Origin of the sequence: Neisseria sp. HMSC066H01 (assembly GCF_001837375.1) — a bacterium.
Taxonomy (GTDB): Bacteria; Pseudomonadota; Gammaproteobacteria; order Burkholderiales; family Neisseriaceae; genus Neisseria.
In genome coordinates this window covers 494,949-514,445 of record NZ_KV832194.1, presented here as the reverse complement: position 1 = coordinate 514,445, position 19,497 = coordinate 494,949, and the positions used below count along the sequence as shown (strand labels likewise).

The following is a 19,497-nucleotide window of genomic DNA, read 5'->3' as shown; positions in this document are numbered from 1 at the left end:
TAGCCTTTGGCTTAAACCCATATTTTGGTTTACTCAGCCTTTAAATCAGCCACGCATTGCTTATCGCGTGCCTCAAAAGCTTCCGCGCCACCCAAGAGCTTGAGTTGCTCCTCTGGGCTGATTTTGCCGAAGTTTCGGATTCGTTCGTCAGAGAGTTTGCTTAAGGGCTGATCCCACATACAGACACAATAGTCTTGAGCCAATTTCTCGTTTTGCGCATCCAAACCTTTTGCCTTCAAATCAGCTTGCCATTTTTCAGCAAAAGGAATGTTTTTCACGCAAGATTCCACCACATTTTGTTTCATCTGCGGCTTGTTCATCGCGCATTGTGAGAGCAGGGCGGTCAGAGCCAGTAAAGACAAAATAATCCATGCCCAAATGCGGATGGTGCGGATTTTTGCCTTGGCTTTTTTTCTGGCCGCCAGTTGTTCTTCAGACGGCCTTTCCGTTTGTTGCTCAGTCATGCAGGCTTTCCATGCGGATCATGGTGATCGGAGCATCCACGCAACTCAGTGCCTCAATCGCTGCGATAGCGCGTTTGACATTACGTTCCACAGTTGTATGAGTCAAAATCACGATTTCGGCAGTACTTTGATCAATCACACCTTTTTGAATCAAAGCCTCGATAGAAACATTTTCTTTGGCCAAGAGGGCGGCAATTTGACCCAAAGTACCCGGCTCGTCGGTTGCTTGAACGCGCAGATAGTAGCCGCTGGTAATTTCATCCATAGGCAGAATATTTTGCGCTTGAACTTGCGAAGGTTGGAATGCCAAGTGAGGGACACGATGGTCAGTTTCCGCTTCAATCAGGCGGGCAATATCAATAATATCGGCAACTACGGCAGAAGCAGTCGGCAATGCGCCGGCGCCTGCACCGTAATACAAGGTTTCACCAACCATATCGGCATTGACACGGACAGCATTCATCACACCGTTCACATTAGCCAACAGGCGGCTTTCAGGAATCAGAGTAGGGTGTACACGCAACTCGATGCCTTTGTCGGTTTTACGGGTAATGCCCAACAATTTGATACGGTAGCCGAGTTCTTCAGCGTATTTAATATCGCGGCTATCGAGTTTGCTGATGCCCTCCAGATAGCAGGCAGAAAAGTTCATCGGCGTGCCAAATGCCAATGCGCTCATAATCGTAATTTTATGGCCGGCATCATGACCTTCAATGTCAAAAGTTGGGTCAGCTTCAGCATAGCCCAAAGCCTGAGCTTCTTTCAGTACGTCTGCAAACGCGCTGCCTTTTTCACGCATTTCAGTCAGAATGAAGTTGCTGGTGCCATTAATAATACCGGCGATACTGCGGATTTGGTTCGCAGCCAAGCCTTCACGCAAAGCCTTGATAATGGGGATACCGCCGGCAACAGCAGCTTCAAACTGCACCATAACATTTTTTTCTTCCGCCAAAGGGAAAATTTCATTGCCGTATTCAGCCAGCAGTTTTTTATTCGCAGTAACAATGTGTTTGCCGTTTTCAATTGCTTTCAAAACCGCATCTTTGGCAATACCGGTACCGCCAAACAATTCCACAACAACATCAACATCTTGATGTTGAACCAGCTCAAACGGATCTTTGATAAAAGCAGCATTCGGGCAAATTTGTTTGGCTTTTTCTTCGCTCAAATCACAAACAGCAGAAATACGGACTTCACGTCCCAAACGGCGGCTGATTTCCGCAGCGTTGTCCTGCAATACAGTAGCCGTACCGCCACCGACTGTACCCAAACCTAAAAGACCGATATTTACTGGCTTCATTGTGTCTCCTTTTGAGCCGATACTTTAAAATAATCACGAAAAACCAAGGCTTGTTATAATCGCTTGCAATCGTAAATTCAGAACAAAGCATCAATGCACAAGGTCAAACGTTGAATCCTACCTGATATTGCTTGATTTTGCACCTTTTTTTGCAAGTTTCCCAAGTCCGTCTGAAAAATCGTTCTACCATAAAAACAGGAATTACCATGAAAATCACAGAAAACCATATTGATGAAACCGCATCATTTTTTTCATCCTCACAAGGCATATTGCAAATCGGTAAACAAACATACTCAGAACCCATCTGCTGGCAAGATGGCAAAATTAGTATTATTCCTCAAACAACCATCGAAGAATTAAACGAACAAATTGTTATATCAGCAATTGAAACAGCAGAAAACCGTCCAGGAGTCATTATTATAGGTACAGGAGCAAAACAAAAATTTCTGCATCCAAAAATTGCTGTAGCCTTATCAGCCTACGGAATCGGCTTCGAATGCATGAACACAGCTTCAGCTTGTAGAACTTTAGTTTTACTACAAGGCGAAGGCCGAAGCACATGGGCTTGGTTGTGGCCATAATTTGTAGACAAGGCTTTTACATCATACCAGCATAAGTTCGCATAATTTATATTATGTTAAATTCATAATGCCAACATTTTAGTCTGTTAAATCCTGTTTTACTCAGTAGTTCAATTACTTACAGAATTCAAAAGTAAAAGGTCGTCTGAAATTTTTCAGACGGCCTTTTATTTATATCCCCCAGTCTTTTCTCAGCAAATCCTTTATTGTTTGATCAGCTGCTAATCAATTACCTACTCCAACTTTAACAATGGAAAGTAGGCAATCTACTCAATCCGTTTATGCCGTACCAACGCTATACGTTTCGCCCTTGCTGTCCGCTTGACTGACAACGGCAGCAACAGCGGTGGCCAAGCCGTTGCGCGTCATGTATTTTTGCGGAATTTCTTGGGCATTTTGTGTCAAGGTATAGGCATTATCTTCGCCATCGGCAAGGCCGCAGGGGCGCAAAATGGTCCAATTCAAACCGCTTTGTTTGAGATAGATTTCGGCTTCTGTTTTAGCACGGACGGCTTCGCCGAGTGCCTGTTTGAACGGCTCACTCATCATATCCCATTGTTCGCCGCAGCCCATGCTGGTAATCAGTACAAAGCGGGCTTGCGGATTGGCGGCTTTCGTGGCGGCAATAATGTTAATATTGCCCAGAGCATCGCTGCGGATGCCCTCTTCGTTTTTGCCGCCGACAAAACTGATCACGGTGTCGGGACGATATTGTGCCAACACTTTATCAAGCGCGTCTGCATCAAGTGCATCGGCGACGACGGTTTGAATATTGTGTTCTGCAAAAAAGCTGTCTTCAGACGGCTTTCTCAATACGGCGACGGTATCGGCTGAATTGTTCAATGTACGGATATAGGCGCGGCCGGACGGGCCGTTGGCTCCGAAGATGAGTTGCATGTTTGGGGTTCCTTTGTATGGTAGATGTTTGTTGTTAGAAAATCCGCTCCTCTATGCAACAAGGAACGGATTTTCAGGCCGTCTGAAACTGTTTAAGCAGCATCAAACAGTTTGCGCATGGCTTCGATTTGATGTTGTTTCAACTCGCCTGTCTCATCGCGGCCGACGAAAATTTTAAACATGGCGCCGCCGTTGCGGTTGATAAAGTTGAGCGAGCAAGTGGCTTTGCCCATGAACGGGCGTTCCAAAAGGTAGATGGAGGCGCAGTTTTCGTAATAGATATGACCGTGTACGCCGCCGTCGGTTTCGGGATGGTCAAAGTTGTAGAAACCGCGGCCGACTTTGCCGTTAGGCAGTTTGCCGCTGACTTCGACGATGGCATCGGGGGTGTGGGCGATAAAGGTAACGGATTCATCCCATGCTGCGATGGCTTGGAGAATTTCGACAATGCGGCTGCCTTCGGTTTGGCGCACGTTCTCTTCAGGCAGGCAGCGGATAACGTCTTCAAAACTGCATTGGTTTTGCGCGGCCAGCATTTCCAGCACTTGGCCGGGATTTTTTTCCAATGATTGGCGTAACATGGTTTGTTGTTCGGCTGAAAGTTTTTGCATGGTTTGATCCTTTTCTTGAGTCGGAAGAGTGAGCATGAGTTTGCGGATAAGGGTGGGCGACCAATAACGGCCGCTGGTATTCAAACGGATCAGACCGTCTGAATCGGGTTCTTTAAAAAGCTGCATTTCCTGCCATTGGGCAATCAGCTTTTGCGCTGCTTTGTTGCCGTCGAACAATGATGGATTTAGACGGCCTGTTTCAATATCGTGCTGGACTTTGCTGAGAAGTGCTTTATTTGGGCTATGGCCGCTCATAAATGCGATGTTTTTCTCGCCTTTCGGCGTGGCAAGATAGCTCTCCAAATCGCCCTGCACCTGATAGCTGAAACCGCCGAAGTTACCACCTGCTCCGGAGCCGAATGCTAAACAGGAAATATCGGATTTGATCAGGGTATTGTAGCGGTTGCGCTCGCCGCGGCCGGGATAGGCGAAGTGGCTGTTGCTGACCTGTTCCCAGCCTTTTTCCAGCAGTGTTTCAACCGTGTAGGCATATTGGTCTGCCTGAATATCGAAACCCGGCGGTGTCGGAAATGCACCTTTTTCAATCATGCGGTTGATGGGCAGCATGGGATAAAGGTTGAACGCATACGTATCCAAACCGGACAGCGGCAGTTCGGCGGCTCGTGCAATATCGTTTTGCCAAACCTCATCGGTTTGATTGGGCAGGCCGAACATCAAATCGGCCACAATTACGGCATCAAGCTCGCACAATTTTGCCAAATATTCAAACGCCTCGTCGCCGCTGTGTTTGCGGCCGAGACGGCGGCGGATGGCGGTATTGAAGGTTTGCACGCCGATGGAAATGCGGTTGGCCCCTGCTTCGAGACAGGCCTGTGCTTTTTCCAAATTGAAATGGCTCATGCGCCCTTCGATGGTGAACTCGCAGTCTTCGGCAAGCGGCAGATATTGATAGCAGGCACGAATCAAGCGGACGATGTCTTCCGTAAGCAATGCGGTCGGCGTACCGCCCCCGAAATAAACAGCTCGGATTTTGCCCTTGCCTGTACGAACTTCGGCTTCAGCGGCCATTTCTTCGATAATTTTGTCGGTGTACACGCTGCTTTGGCTATCCTTCCACGCATTACGGTAGAAGCCGCAAAAAACGCAATGGTTGGCGCAAAATGGAATATGCAGATAAGCAAGCGCATCCACATCGGTAGCATAGGGAAGCTTTTTCTTCCAAATGTTCTGCCACTGGGGACGCGGCATTGGAACACCGCCCCAAACAGGCATTAATGCCTGACGTTCGGGAAATGCCTTGGGCGCGGATTGTTTCGGAGTCCAAACAAGCTGCTGTACCATGATAATGATTAATAAAAATTATTAATAAGATTTATATATTAAATAACCATCATCATTTTCTTGTCAATATTTTTGTGTAATTAAAAATTAGTATTATTTTAAAATATTGTATTCTATAAATAATAAAATATATTTCTATTTGATGGAAATCGGCATTTTACTTGTGAAATGCGCAAAATTTGGTTCTTCAAGCTGAGAACATCCTCCCATCTCGTTTTATTTTTGAACAATACAATAAATTTTATTTATCGTTTTTCAGACGGCCTTTTGGCGCTCAGCTTCTGAAATAAAACCCTGCCTCATCTTTGCAACGGCGTATCTGCCAACCGTAAACCGATTCAAGCAAGTCGGGGCGCATCACTTCGCCCACCTTGCCTGATGCAACTACTTTTCCCTTATTCATCAAGATAATATGTTCCGCATAACGCGCGGCGAGGTTTAAATCGTGCAATACCATCATTGATGAGGCACGGTTCAAATGCCCGACCAAATACTGCATCAGGCGGTGTTGGTGGCGGATATCGAGATGGTTGCACGGTTCGTCCAAAAGCAAGACCGGCGCGTTTTGCAACAGGGCGCGGATGATGTTGGCGCGTTGCTGTTCGCCTCCTGAGAGCTTGCCGATGCGCTTATCCGCCAAGACCGTCAAATCAAAATAATCGAGCAACTCGTCCGCCCATTCATGGTTCAGACGGCCTTTTTGTACGAATGATGCCAACGCAATGTATTCGCGTACGCTCATCGGCATGTTGTAACGGCCATGCTGCCCGACCCATGCCACCCTGCCCGTGCGGATTTGCGGCGCAACGGCCTCACCGAAAAGCGTGATTTCCCCCTGCCCTGTTTGCCCGATTAAGGCCCGCAGCAAAGTAGATTTACCCGCACCATTTGGGCCGATAATAACGGTTATGCCGTGAGGTATATCCAGTTGATCGATTTCTAGCAGGGTTTTGTCTTGGACGCGGACGGAAAGATTACGGATTTGAAATAAAGAGTGCATGGCAAAAAATATGAGGCAATGAAGTTTCAGACGGCCTGTTCAAACATCAACGGCTTTTCAAAGGCTTGATAAACAAATACATAAAAAACGGTCCGCCCAATAAGGCAATCACGATACCGACCGGCAGATCGACAGGGTATGTCAGCCAGCGCGCCGCGCCGTCCACCACCATCAAAAATACTGCGCCCAACCAAGCCGACAGCGCAATCAATTTGCGGCGGCTGCCACCGACGGTTTGCGCCAGCACATTGGGGATCATCATGCCGAGAAAACCGATGATGCCCGAAAGCGACACCGCCGCCCCCGTCATCAATGCTGCGCCAATTACGGTTTGCACACGCAATGCCCCAACCGACACCCCCATACTGGCAGCCGTGTCTTCCCCCGTCATCAAAACGTCCAGCCGCCTGCCTGCCGACAGCAAAATCAGAAAACCGGGCAACATGACCGCGATTGCCGTGACAGGCGATGAGAAACCGGCTTCAGCAAGGCTGCCCGACAGCCATGTGGTCGCGCTGCGCAATACCAAATCGTCAGATAAAAACAAAATCATGCTGACTACCGCACCCGAAAACGCGCTCAACACAAAACCCAACACCAGCAATCCCAAAGTACCGCCGCCGAGTAGTTTGTGCACCGCCAAAATCAGCAGGCACACACCCAATGCACCGAGAAAAGCCGCCGCCGGCACACCCATCGCGCCGCCGCCCAAAGCCAATAACACTATCACGCCCAAGGCCGCACCGCCCGATGTCCCGATCAAACTCGGATCGGCCAGCGGGTTCTCAAATAAAGCCTGCAATGCCGCCCCCGAAGCGGACAAACCGGCTCCGACCAAAAGCGCGGTATAGATGCGTGGTAAACGAATTTGGCGGACGGTTTCATCCATCGCCAGCGGCGACTCCCACGCGCCAAAACCGATGCCGCAGCACAAATAAACGGCGGCGGCAGTAAGCAGCAGGCAGAGGGTAAGGGTATGCGGTTTCATGACATCATGCGGTTCAAGCGGATTGAGGAACGGTTTCAGACGGCATTTTTAAGACAGCCGTTTTGCCTCCTCAACAAGAAGGAACACATCAAGGCCGTCTGAAAACAAAAATCGGGCAGTTTTTTCAAATCAGGCGCGTTTATTTCGCCAAACCGTGCAAACGCTGAATCACTTGCGGCGTATCCAGCCCGTAACGGAACATATCGTTGGCCTTCCACAAATAAATTTTGCCGTTTTTCGCGGCAGGCGAGCCGGCGATTTCGGGACGTGCGGCAAAGGTTTTGACGTTGCCTATCATGGCAGTGTTGTGGTCGGCAATAATGATGATGTCGGGTTTGGCCGCAATCCATGCCTCACGCGTCATCGGTTTGAGGCCGTCAATGGCGGCTGCGGCATTGATACCGCCGGCACGGCGGATGATTTCGTCGGCGGCAGTATTCTTGCCCGATACGATGCGCCCGTCGTAGCTGAAGAGGTAGCGTTTGCCGTTGGAAGGCTGCTGTTTCATATCCGCCTGCCACTTGCTTGCCAACTTGTCCGCCTGCGCGCTTTTACCGATAAGCTGACCGATGTTGCGGATACTTTGCGGATAGGCGGCGATGCTGTCGTCGGGTGCAACATTGACGGCTTTAATGCCTGCTTTTTGCAGGTGGGCAAAAATATCGGCAGGCTGCGCCATCCATGAACCGATGGCAATGTCGGGTTTGGCGGCCACAATCGGCTCAACCGTCAGACGGCGATGAATGCCGATACTGGGCTTGTTTTTCAACGCCGGGTTTTGAACGGTCTGATCTCGGCCGACAATTTCGTCCAATGCGCCGAGCGCAGCAACAATGTCTGCCGTATCAGGGGTTAACACGACGATGCGTTGCGCGTGTGCAGTGCCGGCCAACGAAATAAGCGCGGAAAGCAGAAGGAGTTTGAGTTTCATTGATTTTCCTTGTCGAATGCTTTCAGACGGCCTGCTCACTTTCTCAGGCCGTCTGAAAACGGTTGAATCACTTTAGAACTTCAGTTGTACGGTTGCGGCGAAATTGCGGCCGCTTTCGGTGTACAAGTCCATCACACTGGTACGGCTCATGCCGGCAACGTCTGCATGCTGCCAGTATTTTTTGTTGCCGACGTTGTAAATGTTTGCGCCGATTTCAAGGTTTTTAAACGGCTTGTACCACGCACCGACATCCCATACACCATACCCCGGCGCTTGGAAAACAGTGTCGCTGCTGACGCGGCTGTGTTTTTTCGACCAGCGCAGCTTGGTGCCGATACCCCATTTTTCCTGCGTGTAATCCAAGCCCAAAACGCCGTTGAGCGGATAAGCGGAATCCAGCGGCGTACCGTCTTGCTGTTTGCCGCTCATCCAAGCGATGCTGCCGGAAACCTGCCAGCCCGGCAGGAATTTGTAGGCGGCAGAGGCTTCTGCACCGTAGGTTTTGACCCTATCTAGGTTTTGATATTGGTACTGGATAATTGGGCGTCTGCCAACGGTGGAGGTACCGATTTCAGTGCGGTTGATGAAGTTGCGGTAACGGTTGTAGAACGCGGTGACTTGCGCACGGGTGCGTTCGTTTTTAAATTTCATCCCCAATTCAAAGCTGTTGGATCGTTCGGATTTGAGGTTGGCATTGGGAATGACGGCATAGCCGTAGGTCGTATTGGCAAACGCCATGGTCGCGCTGTCAAACGGCGGCGTGCGGAAGCCTTGGGAATAAGTAGCGAAACCGGTGAACTGCTCACCCATCGGCACGCTCAGGCGCAGGCTGGGCGTAAACGCGGAATCACTGAAGCGCGTCGCCGTTCCGCTGGGGTTGGCGTTAAGATAAGCTTGGTCGGTCGAAGTGTTCAGCTTGTCTTTTTCGTAACGCAAGGCCGGGGTCAGGACGATGCCGTTGCCGAAGGTCAGGCTGTCTTGCGCGTAAACGCTAAACGTTTTGCGCTTACTATCGGGGAAAGTTTTATTCGGATAGGTGCTGCCTGCATAGATTTTGCTGACGGCGCCGGTCAGGTTGTCCACTGTCAGGCTGTCACGCGGACGGGCGGTCTCGGCGTGTTTATATTCTGCGCCGGCAACGACGGTTTGTTTGACCGCGCCATCAAATTCCCACACGCCTCGCCCGTTCAGTCCGCGTATGGTCTGATTGAAACCGTAGTCGGAATAACGGGTCGAGTTACCTAATAGACGCGCGCCCATGCGCGTCATGCTGACATCGACGGCATCGTCTTCTGTACGCAATTTTTGCTGATAGGCAGTCAGGTTCGCTTCTTTCAGACGGCCTTCACCAGTGTAGCGGTAGCCCGCTTCGATACGTTGACGGCGGATGCGGTCTCGGGCGTTGCTCTCGGATGTTGCAATGGTTACCGGCCCGCGCGATTGCGAACCCAAGCCGTTTGCCAATACAGTATCGTTGGCGTGGTAATACTGCTCGTACAAAGTTTCCAAGCGGTGGCGTTCGTTGCCGATATTGCCTTTCGCCAAGATATTGTAGGCATTGTTTTTCTGCGGGTTGGTAGCAGTACGTGCAGTCGAGTAGCTGGTATCGCTGCCCATGTTTTCGGTTTCATGACCTTGACGGCGCGTCAGCATCAGCAGACCTTCGGCGTTTTCATGGAAACCGGCGGCTGTCGCTGTTACGCCGTGACTGCGGTCGCGGCTGCGATAGCCGTGTTTCAAACTGAAATGACCGCGTTTATCCGCATCGACGAAATCGCTCGGTGAGAGCGTGACCATGTTCACCACGCCGCCGAGCGCATCGCTGCCGTAGAGCGCGGAATAAGGTCCTTTGACAATATCGACCTGCTTGAGCGTGTCGCTTTCGACCATATCGCGTCCCGAAATCGCACCGTTGGAGCCGCCGCCTGCATAAGATTCGGGAATGCGCACACCGTCCACCATCATCAGAATGCGGTTGCCGTCTATGCCCCGGATATTAATGCCCGCATGGCCACGGCGGTTGTTGTCAGACGGCACACTGACGCCGGATTCATACATCACGATATCGTCCAAATTCTGCGCCGAGGCTTGATTCAAGGTTTTGCGTCCGATAACCGACACATTCGGCGCGGCTTTATCCAAGGTTTGCGCATTACGGTCGGCAGTAACCACCACAGGCTCTATTTCGGCCTGCTCTACCGGCATCTGAGCCGCATATAAATGTCCGGAAAAAACCGCCCCTACTACACAGGCAATCGCTTTCTTTTTCATTACATAACCTTATTATTCGAATAAAAATGGTTTTCATTTATAAAACAAATAGGCGGTTTTTGCAAGTTTAGAAACCGTAAGACAGCACTAACAACCATTTCGAATCGCAAAATATAGTATGACGCAGCTAAATCAGTAATTCATGAACCAGGGGCAAAGTGCCCGACCTCGTCAGCGTAGAAAACCCATCCGCCGTCTTTGACCAAAAATCTCACATCGGCAATTGGGAAGCCGACACCTTCATCGGCAAAAATCAGAAAAGCGCATCGCCGAAAAAACATTTAGCTTATGAAACGCCAAGTATTTTATTTTTAAATCTGTTCCAACCACTGGTGCCCGAGTGTTGCATTTGAAATCCGAATCAAAAGCTATCTGAAATTTTCAAACAAGTTTTTATTTGTTCCTCTTATCCCTCATCCTTCTATTTACTTCAGACTCAAAAACATTTCCATATTATTAAAAATTAGTTAGAATTACACAAAATTATAAATAATAATCAAACTTATTTACCTAAATTCAGTCAGAGTGTAATCGCATCTATTTTCGGTCTGTCTTGTTCAGACGGCCTTACCAATCAAGCCATATGGATACATTCTATGCAACCGATCAAAATTACAACCCTCTCCGCCTGTATCGCCGCCATTGGTTTTGCACCTACCGTTTATGCTGCAGATAATTCGACAGTTATTCTCGATACCATCACTGTCAAAGGAACTCGAAATAAGGATGAAATCGGTAAAAACCGAGTTTATACCCGCGAAATCGTCAATCTTTACAAAGGCAAAAACGAAGTCGAAACCTTCAAAGGCAACACCGTATCCGACCTTTTAAGCGGTATGTCCGGCGTGTACAGCGGCGACGCGCGCAACAGCGGTGCGCTGGACCCAAATATACGCGGCGTACAGGGACAGGGACGGATTCCCGTTACCATCGACGGCACCGAGCAGGCGATTACCGTCTGGCGCGGCTACGCAGGCGCAAACAACCGCAACTACGTCGACCCCAACATCATCAGCAGCGTTTCCATCGAAAAAGGCCCCTCGTTCAGCCGCGATATGAAAAGCGGCATAGGCGGCTCCGTCGCCCTGAAAACCATTGATGCCGACGATATTGTCCCCGAAGGGCAGAAATACGGATTTGAAGTGAAGGCGGAGGCTTCCAATAATTCCATCAAACAACGTGCCAATGTCTATGAAAAATCGGTCGATTATCGGACATTGGATGCGCCTGTTGTCGCACTCGGCGGTATTTGGCGGGCGATGTTGGACGATACCGACCGAATCGACCAGCGTTTCAACGGACGCAATAAATTTGGGAAGGATAAAGCCTACCGCATTGCCGCCGCCACCAAGCAGGACAATTTCGATGCCATGCTTGCCTATGCCTACCGCAGTAAAGGCAATTATTTTTCCGGTAAAAAAGGTGCGGAACGCTACGGTTACATCGGTCCTTGGACGATGGAAACGGTCAATGAATTAAACAGACGGGTTGCAGATGCCGCGGCAAGAGGCGAAAAATTTTACGGTAGTGAAAATATGTTAGGTTCACCTGACATTGCCAAGATCGGACTTTTTTATCATCCGGGCGGAGAGGTAACCAATACTTCGCTCGAAACCAAATCATGGGTAGGTAAAACCACCTTCCGTCTGCCGAACCATCAGACTCTTAAATTCGGCCTACGCCATACTGATGCTATTTTTGGCGAAATCATGCCTTCCCGCGTTATCGGTCCGATTTATGCCACGCCGGAAAACTTGAATAAGATTGCAGAATGGCCGAGGGCATGGGTTAAGCAGCGTTCCTACAATATCGATTATGCATGGAAGCCCGAGGGCAGCCGCTGGATAGATTTGAGCGCATCATTGTGGACAACCCGTACCAAATCCAAAACCAATACAGCAGGCGGTTCACCCGGCGATGCTCTGTATGAAGACAGGGTGGATAATCTGTCTCCATGGAAAACCGCCATGAATCGATGGCATACCTATGACGAAGAAACCAAGAGAATAATTGAAGAAGCAGGTTACACAAAAAAACCGGATGTCGTCGAACAGCTTCCGAATACCAACGGGCGCTTCAATACCATAGAGGGCAATGCCTACTATGCCAACAATACCCGCAACGGTTTCAATTTTTCCAACCGTATGAAATTGCACGATAAACTGACGCTGACCTTAATGGGTGATTTCCAAAATGAAAAATTGAGATCCCGTAATGAGTTTGCCGAAGAATTGCGTAATGAGGGAAGGGACAAATACCCCGAAGAAGTGGAAGAAGGCAAAATCCGAGCCAATTATGAGTTGACCAATTTCGGAGAACCGCGCAACGGTAGGCGTAGGGAATGGAATCTCGGTTTCAATTTCCGGTATCAGCCGCTGAAATGGCTGACACTGACGGCAGGTGCGCGCTATACCAACTTCAAAATACAAGATCACAGTGAGCGTTTGAAAACGGGAATAGACAGTTGGGGGCAGCCTTTGATGATGAATCGTGGGATGGCTTACAAGCTGACACGTGTGGCTACCGAGCAGGAATATCGTGATTATCTGAATGCGGTTAACAATGACGAATTCAATGCGGCAAGAGACAGTATCGTAATAGATGAAAGAGGGTTGGCAATATTAAATCCCACCCCCCGTCATGACGAAAACAGACCAATGCTGGACAAGCTGGAATACTATTGGCTTAAGGACGATAAAGGCCGTTTGAATCCGAGTACAAATCCGATTTTCTCTACACCTAGTTTGGTTACACCTGTGGTCAACCCCGCATACGATCCAAATAACCCTGACAGTCCCCGTATGGTGTTGCCATATAAAGTGCTTGCAAGAGATGGCGGGGATAATTATCTGACTCCGATTACACCTGCGGAGTTGCAGCGCGCCCGAAAACAGGGCGGTAGCGGGTGGGCTCCAGCTTTTTCCGCGACCGTCAATTTTACCGATTATGCCCGCGCCTATCTGCGCTATACCGAAACCCTGCGCTTTCCCAGCATTTTTGAGGGGACATACGGCTTCTCGACAGCGGCAGGCTCATTCGCACGTTACGGCTACGGCTGGAAGCCCGAACACGCAAAAAACTGGGAGATCGGCTATATTCATGATTTGACAGGGTTGTTTCCGAAAATGAAAAGTGCGGATTTCCGCATCAACTACTTCCACAACAAAACAAAAAACGTCATCGACCGCGACTACAATCTCGAGTTTGAGCAGTTCGACAAATTATTGAGGACAGGCGTGGAATTGCAGACGCGTTTCGATACTGGAAAATTTTTTGGCGGATTGGGCGTACTGAGGACATTGAAAAACTGGATGTGTGATGATTCTTATGCATACAGGGATATTGATGTTGTATCAAAATATCTTCAAGAAGGAAAATTAATCAAACATCCAACCTGTAATCATGGCAGCATCACTAGCGGTTATCTTGCTACGGCGATTCAACCCCGCTGGTCTATCGATGCAGATTTGGGCGGGCGATTCTTTAGCAATAAACTGGAAAGCGGCGTCCGTTTCCATTTCCACAGTAGGGTTTATCAAAACCGCAGGGCGATTTTTCAGGCATATCACGACCAAGCAGGTAATGGAAAACAGGCAGACCCCGACTATATGAGATGGCAGCCTGTCGCTACATGGGATGCCTATCTGCGCTACAAAATCGGCAAGAACCTAACCGCCGAACTGGTTGGAACGAATTTGGGCAATCGCTATTATCTTGACCCAATCAATCCTACCCATATGCCCGCGCCGGGTAGAACCATCAGAATAGGGATTACAGGCAAGTTCTAATATAAAAAGAAACTATTATCATTACGAATATTTATGGTATGATAGTTCTGCCTGAGAAAGAAATCTTCCATATAGTTTATTTGGTGATTCTTTTTTTGGGGAATTTTCAATTATTTGACAAAGGATTTCAAAATGAAAATGAATTCATTTGCAATTGCTATCTTTGCATTGTCTTCTGTTTCTGTTGCGTATGCTGCTAATCCGGCAAGTGATAAAACTGTTGCGAATAATGCAGCAAATGTACGTCATCTGGAAACAACAGTAGAAGATTCGGGTAAATATGTCGGTAAGGCTGCTATCAATATTGTCGATAATACCCTTAAGGATACAGCGAAGAAGAAATATGCGAACAATAAACCAGTATCATTTGAACAGGTTAATGCAGTTCGTAACAATCCGTTAGTGAAGTTATTTTATTCTTCAATTGCTTCTAAGGATAGAAATGGCGTAACAGTGGCAAACCTACACCGTATGAGTGGTGGTATATGGGAACGCATTCCTATGCATGATCACTCCCATTTAGGCCGCCTGTCTTACGCACAAGTAGGCAATTTAGATGTCTATTTCGGTGATTGGTCTAATGTTGCACCTGGTGCGGCTGTCGGTACAAAAGGTACGAATTACACCGCCTTCTATAGCGGCACGGGCCGAACCACCAATCTGCCGACTACGGGTACTGCCACTTATACGGTTAAGGGTATCAACCAATATCATACGCAAAATACAGCCCTCTTGAATGGTACGTTGAAAGCTGATTTCGGTAAGCGAACGCTGAACGGAGAAATGGAACGCGCAGGTTTGAATGTCACCATCAACAATGCCACGATTAATACGGTTCAGGCTTCCTTCTCCGGTAAAGCTACAGCAAACAAAGTGGCCGGTACGACCCGTGGTCATTTCTTCGGCAACCAAGGCGCAGCGATTGCGGGCGTGGCTGATTTTGGCCGAAACAGTGAACTCAACACTGCCTTTGGCGGTACGAAAACCGGCAAATAATGAATCATAATGCGATAAGGCGGACGGTTTTTGACGTTCCTCATTCCGTCCGCCTATAAAACACAAATCATCCGACACACAATGCACATCGTACAGGGCCGTTCGGAAATATCGGGCTTCGCAATGCGTTTAAGCCGGTATTTTCCGAACGGCCCGTGAGTTTGAAGGCGTGCTGCTTCGATGGGCTTGAGAAGCTCATTTTTCAGACGACCCGGCAGGGGCTTTCATTCAAATAAAAAATGTTTTTGCCCGGTAAAGATGAAATGTCAGCTTTTCTTTGAAAAGGTCGTCTGAAAAACAAAGCCGCCCGATACACAGGAAAGAATTTTATGAAACGCCTTTTGCTCCTTCCTTTTTTTATCAGCCTGCTGCCCCACGCGCTTGCCGACGACAGGGAAGACCGCTTCATGCAGCTCAAACAGGGGACGGAACTCCGCCGCGCGCAGCAGGAAAGGAACGAAGCGGACAATACGGCGGTTGAGTTCGGCGCGGGAGAAGTGCAGGACGGCGAAGATTTGGCGTTGTCGCTGATGAAGGCGGTCAACGCGCAAAACGAAGAGGAAACGGTGCGGCTGTTGGACATTTACCGCCGTCAGGATGTTTACGATCCCGATATAGTGCTGTTTGCCGAGGCCAATCAGGCGGTGTTCCGCGACGATTTGAAGGCCGCGCTGGCGAAATACCGCGAGCTTTACCACCAAAATCCCGAATTTCTGCGCGGCCGCCTGGATTTGGCGCGGCTGCTGTTTATAGACAAACAAAACAAAGAATCGGCGGCATTGTTCGACGGCATCGATATTCCCGAAGTGCCCGCCGTCAATGAGAAAATCAAAGTGTTTGCCGACGCTTTGAAGAAACGCGATGCGTGGAGCGGCTCGGTTTCGTTCGGCGCGGGTTACGACACCAACTTAAACCAGTCGTCGGGCGCGACGGTTGTCCGCAATCAGACAAGCTGCGGTTTCGATTCGAACGGGCAGCCGATTCTGGACGATGCCGGAATGCTGTCCTGCCGCAACGAACAGCTTGACGCCTACGCGCCCGATGCGTTGAAAAACCGGATGTGGGTATATGAAGCCAACTTGAGCAGACGCATTTCACTCAACGGCCACCACGGTCTGCAACTGGGCGGCTACGCATGGGGCCGGCTCTATCCCGGCAACAAAGAATACGGCGAACACAATATCAACGTCAGCCCCGCCTACAGTTTTCAGAACAAAGACCATTCCTTCAGTGTCGGCCCGCAGGTGCAATACGAATGGTCGGGCGGCAAACTGCGCGACAGCAGCGCCGGCATCAGCACGGCATACAGCCGCACCTTTTCCGACCAAGCCTCGCTGGGCGTGCAGCTCGACCAGAAATACGACCGCTACCGCGGCGAATTAAAACATTTCAACGGCCCGCAGACGCTTCTGTTCACCACCGCCATCTACGCCCTGCCGAAAGACTGGCTGATATTCGGCGGCTACGACTATCTACGCAAAAACAGCCGCGAAAAAGTGGATTCCTACCGTCGACACGGCCTGCGCGCGGGTGTCAACAAACGTTTCGAATCCGGCATCGACGCCACCTTTCAGGCAATCTGGCGTAAAACAGCCTATCAGGACTACCATGCCTGGCTGGAAACCCGCCGCCATGATTTCGAACGCACCTATCAGTTAGACATCAAATTCGATCGCCCTTTCCTTCGCGGCATCACGCCCGTTTTCAGCATCAAACACACCGACAACAAAAGCTCGTCCTGGCTAAATCGTTATAAACGGAATGAATTTCTAATTAAAATAGAACATAGGTTTTGAAATTAAAGGTCGGCCAGATGAGATCTTGTAAGATTATTATTTTATATTCATAATGTAATTAACTTGCAAATTTCTTATAGTTTAACTTATCAGCTTGCCAAAAAAATTTGCAAAATAGGCCGTCTGGACTTAATGTTTCAGACAGCCTTTGCAGTATAAATTAGCTATCCTCGACGCTTTATTTATTTCACAAGAGTTTGATGCTACTTGGTATTCTTATACCTCCCCTATTCCACTACACAATAAATTAGGTAGTAAAGGTAAGGTAAAATTAAGTAGCCAAATTTATCTTAAAACCTATTGATTACATACTAAAAATTGGAGTACTATGAGCACTCTCTCTAGAGTATCATTAATTCTCATTTGACATATAGGAACAATAAGCGGAATTTGTAGAAGAATAGAGAAAAGGAAATTAATTTATATTATGTTAAATTCATAATGCTAGTATTTTAGCCTGCTAAATCCTGTTTCTCTCAGTAGTACAATCACTTACAGAATTCAAAAATAAAAAGGCCGTCTGAAAGGTTTTTCAGACGGCCTTTATTAAAGTTGGTTTTTTCAACTTGACTTACGTTTGATACCTAAATAATCAAAACTCTGAAGCCACCAGCACACTGCCTCCGTCGTCCCGCTTGACCAAACGCCAGATACAAAAGCCTTTCCTAATTTCCGTTGTGCCGTTTAGAAGGTGCTTGTAATACTCTCCCCTATCAGGAAAGACTTCTCCTTCTTCAAAATGTCGTTCTATCGCATTCTCGAGATCGTCAGGTATCCACATCCCAGCATAAGGTGCTTCCAAAGGACGTTCTCGGTAAACAGGCATCAGTTCCTGCTTCGTCCCTTTAGGATCAAAAATCCCGTTTTCAAAATTGGCATTATCCCAACGATGCAGCCAGTAATAGCCTTGGGAAGCCGAGTAGCGGTTTTTGCCGTTGCCGAAAGCAGTATGCAGCGAATCATTCAGCTTTTGCGTCAGTATCGGCCGCATCAGGTTGTTCACTACCAGGTAATTAATAGGCAACGGTTTGGTTTTATCTCCCAAGTCGGGAAACTTCCCTGCTTTGAATACCATGGTGCCGTTATAGGTCTTCAGCGTAATGTCCGGATAATGGTTTAAAACGTTTTGGATTTCCATGCTGTTCAATTTATCTTGGAACGTCTTGCCGACAAGTGTGTACCAGCTGATAGATTTTATACCTTCGTACCAAAGGAGGGTTATGGGTGAATCTGAATCAGGTGTTACCCCCCAATAACGTTTAGTCACAGCGTATTCATAAAATTGGTATTTATAGTAGGAATCAGGGAGGGCAATGGTCAGTCCGGCATAGCCGTGGAAAATATCAAACTGTTTGCAAAAATATTCCACCCAATCTTCGAATTCCTGCTGTTGGGCAGTGGTCGATAAAAAGGACAAAGGCAGGGTAATTTGAAGGCAAGACAATCCTTTTTCATCTATTGGGTGGGAGGATAGGGTTTTGAATTGATATTCCGGAGCCCTTTGGCCATATTCCGTATCCGAAGTAAGCACACATTCTAATCTGCGTCCTGATTCGGCATTTTTAATGGTACGGTCTATTTTATTTTGAAATGTGGTCGAATTGAGCCGTGCAAAACGGCGCATGTCTGTCCAAAAATGCATTTTCAAATACCCATGGTACTGCGAATAAAAGCGTTCGAAAACTTCCAGCGTCTTACGCTGTCCCGCTACCGAACCTCCGCCCGTGTAGTAGATCAATATGGTCAGTCCCAGACGGGCATTGATATTGTAGTCTTCGTCATACATCAGGATTTCATCGGCTTCCCGTTGCAGTGATTCATATAGTTTGGTTGTCATATTGCCCCTATTCTGGCGTTTCTTACATTTAAGGCCGTCTGAAAGTAAAACTCCATATTTCAGACGGCCTGAGACCTTTGCAAAAAAGTCCTTTTGACATTTCCCCCATACTTTGCCTTCATTTCATTGGCGTAATCATCAAGCTGCTTCAAATAGATTTGATGTGTAATCAAATATCTCAAATATAACGACTATAGCCGCATAAACTGTCAAATAAGGCAATCAACATTGCTAAAGAGGCCGTCTGAAAGTTTCAGACGACCTTTGATAGTCATCGACTAAAATTCCGAAGCTACCAATACACTGCCTCCGTCGTCCCGCTTGACCAAACGCCAGATACAAAAGCCTTTCCTAATTTCCGTTGTGCCGTTTAGAAGGTGCTTGTAATACTCTCCCCTTTCGGGAAAAACTTCCCCTTCTTCAAAATGTCGTTCTATCGCGTTCTCCAAATTATCGGGTATCCACATTCCTGCATAAGGGGCTTCCAAAGGCTTTTGACGGTAAACAGGCATCAGTTCCTGCTTCGTCCCTTTAGGATCAAAAATCCCGTTTTCAAAATTGGCATTATCCCAGCGATGCAGCCAGTAATAACCCTGTGAGGTTGAATAACGGTTTTTGCCGTTGCCGAAGGCAGTATGTAATGAGTCGTTCAGCTTTTGTGTCAGTATCGGCCGCATCAGGTTGTTTACTACCAGGTAATTAATGGGCAACGGTTTGGTTTTATCTCCCAAGTCG

At 48.2% G+C, this 19,497-nt stretch carries 13 protein-coding genes and 2 pseudogenes; 5 read left to right on the top strand and 10 right to left on the bottom strand.

Annotated elements, in window-relative coordinates; all coding sequences use genetic code 11:
- Positions 1-29 precede the first annotated feature (29 nt).
- Both HMPREF2551_RS06565 and HMPREF2551_RS06560 read right to left on the bottom strand, forming a co-directional pair.
- The gene (locus HMPREF2551_RS06565; protein WP_070837971.1) at positions 30-464 is read right to left on the bottom strand and encodes a hypothetical protein; all 435 of its coding nucleotides are present in this window, start codon (positions 462-464) and stop codon (positions 30-32) included.
- A complete protein-coding gene (locus tag HMPREF2551_RS06560; protein WP_070837969.1) occupies positions 457-1,764 on the bottom strand; it encodes a homoserine dehydrogenase in 1,308 nt (435 codons plus the stop codon). Before HMPREF2551_RS06560 ends, HMPREF2551_RS06565 begins: the two co-directional genes overlap by 8 nt.
- A 206-nt stretch (positions 1,765-1,970) precedes the next feature.
- Between HMPREF2551_RS06560 and HMPREF2551_RS06555 the strand changes: the two genes are divergently transcribed.
- Complete coding sequence (locus HMPREF2551_RS06555) at positions 1,971-2,345, top strand: Mth938-like domain-containing protein (RefSeq protein ID WP_070837968.1); 375 nt, start codon at positions 1,971-1,973, stop codon at positions 2,343-2,345.
- A 279-nt stretch (positions 2,346-2,624) separates the two neighbouring features.
- Here the strand turns inward: HMPREF2551_RS06555 and HMPREF2551_RS06550 are convergent, their stop codons facing one another.
- The 6 genes from HMPREF2551_RS06550 to HMPREF2551_RS06525 all read right to left on the bottom strand — a co-directional run bounded on the left by HMPREF2551_RS06550 (position 2,625) and on the right by HMPREF2551_RS06525 (position 10,345).
- Complete coding sequence (locus HMPREF2551_RS06550) at positions 2,625-3,242, bottom strand: NAD(P)H-binding protein (RefSeq protein WP_049360043.1); 618 nt, start codon at positions 3,240-3,242, stop codon at positions 2,625-2,627.
- Positions 3,243-3,334: 92 nt separating this feature from the next.
- Positions 3,335-5,155 carry a heme anaerobic degradation radical SAM methyltransferase ChuW/HutW gene (gene hutW / locus HMPREF2551_RS06545; RefSeq protein WP_049360044.1) on the bottom strand — a complete coding sequence of 607 codons (1,821 nt, stop codon included), beginning with the start codon at positions 5,153-5,155 and terminating at the stop codon, positions 3,335-3,337.
- 274 nt (positions 5,156-5,429) lie between these two features.
- Positions 5,430-6,155: an ABC transporter ATP-binding protein gene (locus HMPREF2551_RS06540; RefSeq protein WP_049360048.1), complete on the bottom strand. Its 726-nt coding sequence runs from the start codon at positions 6,153-6,155 to the stop codon at positions 5,430-5,432.
- Between the two features lie 46 nt (positions 6,156-6,201).
- Entirely contained in the window at positions 6,202-7,143 is a 942-nt protein-coding gene (locus HMPREF2551_RS06535) for a FecCD family ABC transporter permease (protein WP_049360051.1), read from the bottom strand.
- Positions 7,144-7,282: 139 nt separating this feature from the next.
- The gene (locus HMPREF2551_RS06530) at positions 7,283-8,074 is read right to left on the bottom strand and encodes a heme/hemin ABC transporter substrate-binding protein (RefSeq protein WP_049360052.1); all 792 of its coding nucleotides are present in this window, start codon (positions 8,072-8,074) and stop codon (positions 7,283-7,285) included.
- A 72-nt stretch (positions 8,075-8,146) separates the two neighbouring features.
- Complete coding sequence (locus tag HMPREF2551_RS06525) at positions 8,147-10,345, bottom strand: TonB-dependent hemoglobin/transferrin/lactoferrin family receptor (protein WP_070822204.1); 2,199 nt, start codon at positions 10,343-10,345, stop codon at positions 8,147-8,149.
- Between the two features lie 137 nt (positions 10,346-10,482).
- On the opposite strand from HMPREF2551_RS06525, the pseudogene HMPREF2551_RS06520 reads away from it, so the two are divergent.
- The 4 genes and pseudogenes from HMPREF2551_RS06520 to HMPREF2551_RS06505 all read left to right on the top strand — a co-directional run.
- Positions 10,483-10,698: pseudogene (locus tag HMPREF2551_RS06520) on the top strand (hypothetical protein); the annotation flags it as partial.
- A gap of 243 nt (positions 10,699-10,941) precedes the next feature.
- Positions 10,942-14,133, top strand: a complete 3,192-nt coding sequence (locus HMPREF2551_RS06515) for a TonB-dependent receptor domain-containing protein (protein WP_070837966.1) — start codon at positions 10,942-10,944, stop codon at positions 14,131-14,133.
- Between the two features lie 132 nt (positions 14,134-14,265).
- Positions 14,266-15,129, top strand: a complete 864-nt coding sequence (locus HMPREF2551_RS06510) for a Slam-dependent surface lipoprotein (RefSeq protein WP_070837965.1) — start codon at positions 14,266-14,268, stop codon at positions 15,127-15,129.
- Between the two features lie 329 nt (positions 15,130-15,458).
- Positions 15,459-16,925, top strand: a complete 1,467-nt coding sequence (locus HMPREF2551_RS06505) for a surface lipoprotein assembly modifier (protein ID WP_070837963.1) — start codon at positions 15,459-15,461, stop codon at positions 16,923-16,925.
- A gap of 592 nt (positions 16,926-17,517) precedes the next feature.
- On the opposite strand, the gene HMPREF2551_RS06500 is transcribed toward HMPREF2551_RS06505, so the two are convergent.
- Both HMPREF2551_RS06500 and HMPREF2551_RS10720 read right to left on the bottom strand, forming a co-directional pair.
- Positions 17,518-18,762, bottom strand: a complete 1,245-nt coding sequence (locus HMPREF2551_RS06500) for a type VI immunity family protein (protein ID WP_283122414.1) — start codon at positions 18,760-18,762, stop codon at positions 17,518-17,520.
- Positions 18,763-19,040: 278 nt separating this feature from the next.
- Positions 19,041-19,497, bottom strand: a pseudogene (locus HMPREF2551_RS10720) (hypothetical protein); the annotation flags it as partial.

Bases quoted from the DNA above. Each gene is read 5' to 3' on its own strand.
- HMPREF2551_RS06565 (WP_070837971.1), bottom strand. From the start codon at position 464: ATGACTGAGCAACAAACGGAAAGGCCGTCTGAAGAACAACTGGCGGCC.
- HMPREF2551_RS06560 (WP_070837969.1), bottom strand. From the start codon at position 1,764: ATGAAGCCAGTAAATATCGGTCTTTTAGGTTTGGGTACAGTCGGTGGC.
- HMPREF2551_RS06555 (WP_070837968.1), top strand. From the start codon at position 1,971: ATGAAAATCACAGAAAACCATATTGATGAAACCGCATCATTTTTTTCA.
- HMPREF2551_RS06550 (WP_049360043.1), bottom strand. From the start codon at position 3,242: ATGCAACTCATCTTCGGAGCCAACGGCCCGTCCGGCCGCGCCTATATC.
- hutW (WP_049360044.1), bottom strand. From the start codon at position 5,155: ATGGTACAGCAGCTTGTTTGGACTCCGAAACAATCCGCGCCCAAGGCA.
- HMPREF2551_RS06540 (WP_049360048.1), bottom strand. From the start codon at position 6,155: ATGCACTCTTTATTTCAAATCCGTAATCTTTCCGTCCGCGTCCAAGAC.
- HMPREF2551_RS06535 (WP_049360051.1), bottom strand. From the start codon at position 7,143: ATGAAACCGCATACCCTTACCCTCTGCCTGCTGCTTACTGCCGCCGCC.
- HMPREF2551_RS06530 (WP_049360052.1), bottom strand. From the start codon at position 8,074: ATGAAACTCAAACTCCTTCTGCTTTCCGCGCTTATTTCGTTGGCCGGC.
- HMPREF2551_RS06525 (WP_070822204.1), bottom strand. From the start codon at position 10,345: ATGAAAAAGAAAGCGATTGCCTGTGTAGTAGGGGCGGTTTTTTCCGGA.
- HMPREF2551_RS06515 (WP_070837966.1), top strand. From the start codon at position 10,942: ATGCAACCGATCAAAATTACAACCCTCTCCGCCTGTATCGCCGCCATT.
- HMPREF2551_RS06510 (WP_070837965.1), top strand. From the start codon at position 14,266: ATGAAAATGAATTCATTTGCAATTGCTATCTTTGCATTGTCTTCTGTT.
- HMPREF2551_RS06505 (WP_070837963.1), top strand. From the start codon at position 15,459: ATGAAACGCCTTTTGCTCCTTCCTTTTTTTATCAGCCTGCTGCCCCAC.
- HMPREF2551_RS06500 (WP_283122414.1), bottom strand. From the start codon at position 18,762: ATGACAACCAAACTATATGAATCACTGCAACGGGAAGCCGATGAAATC.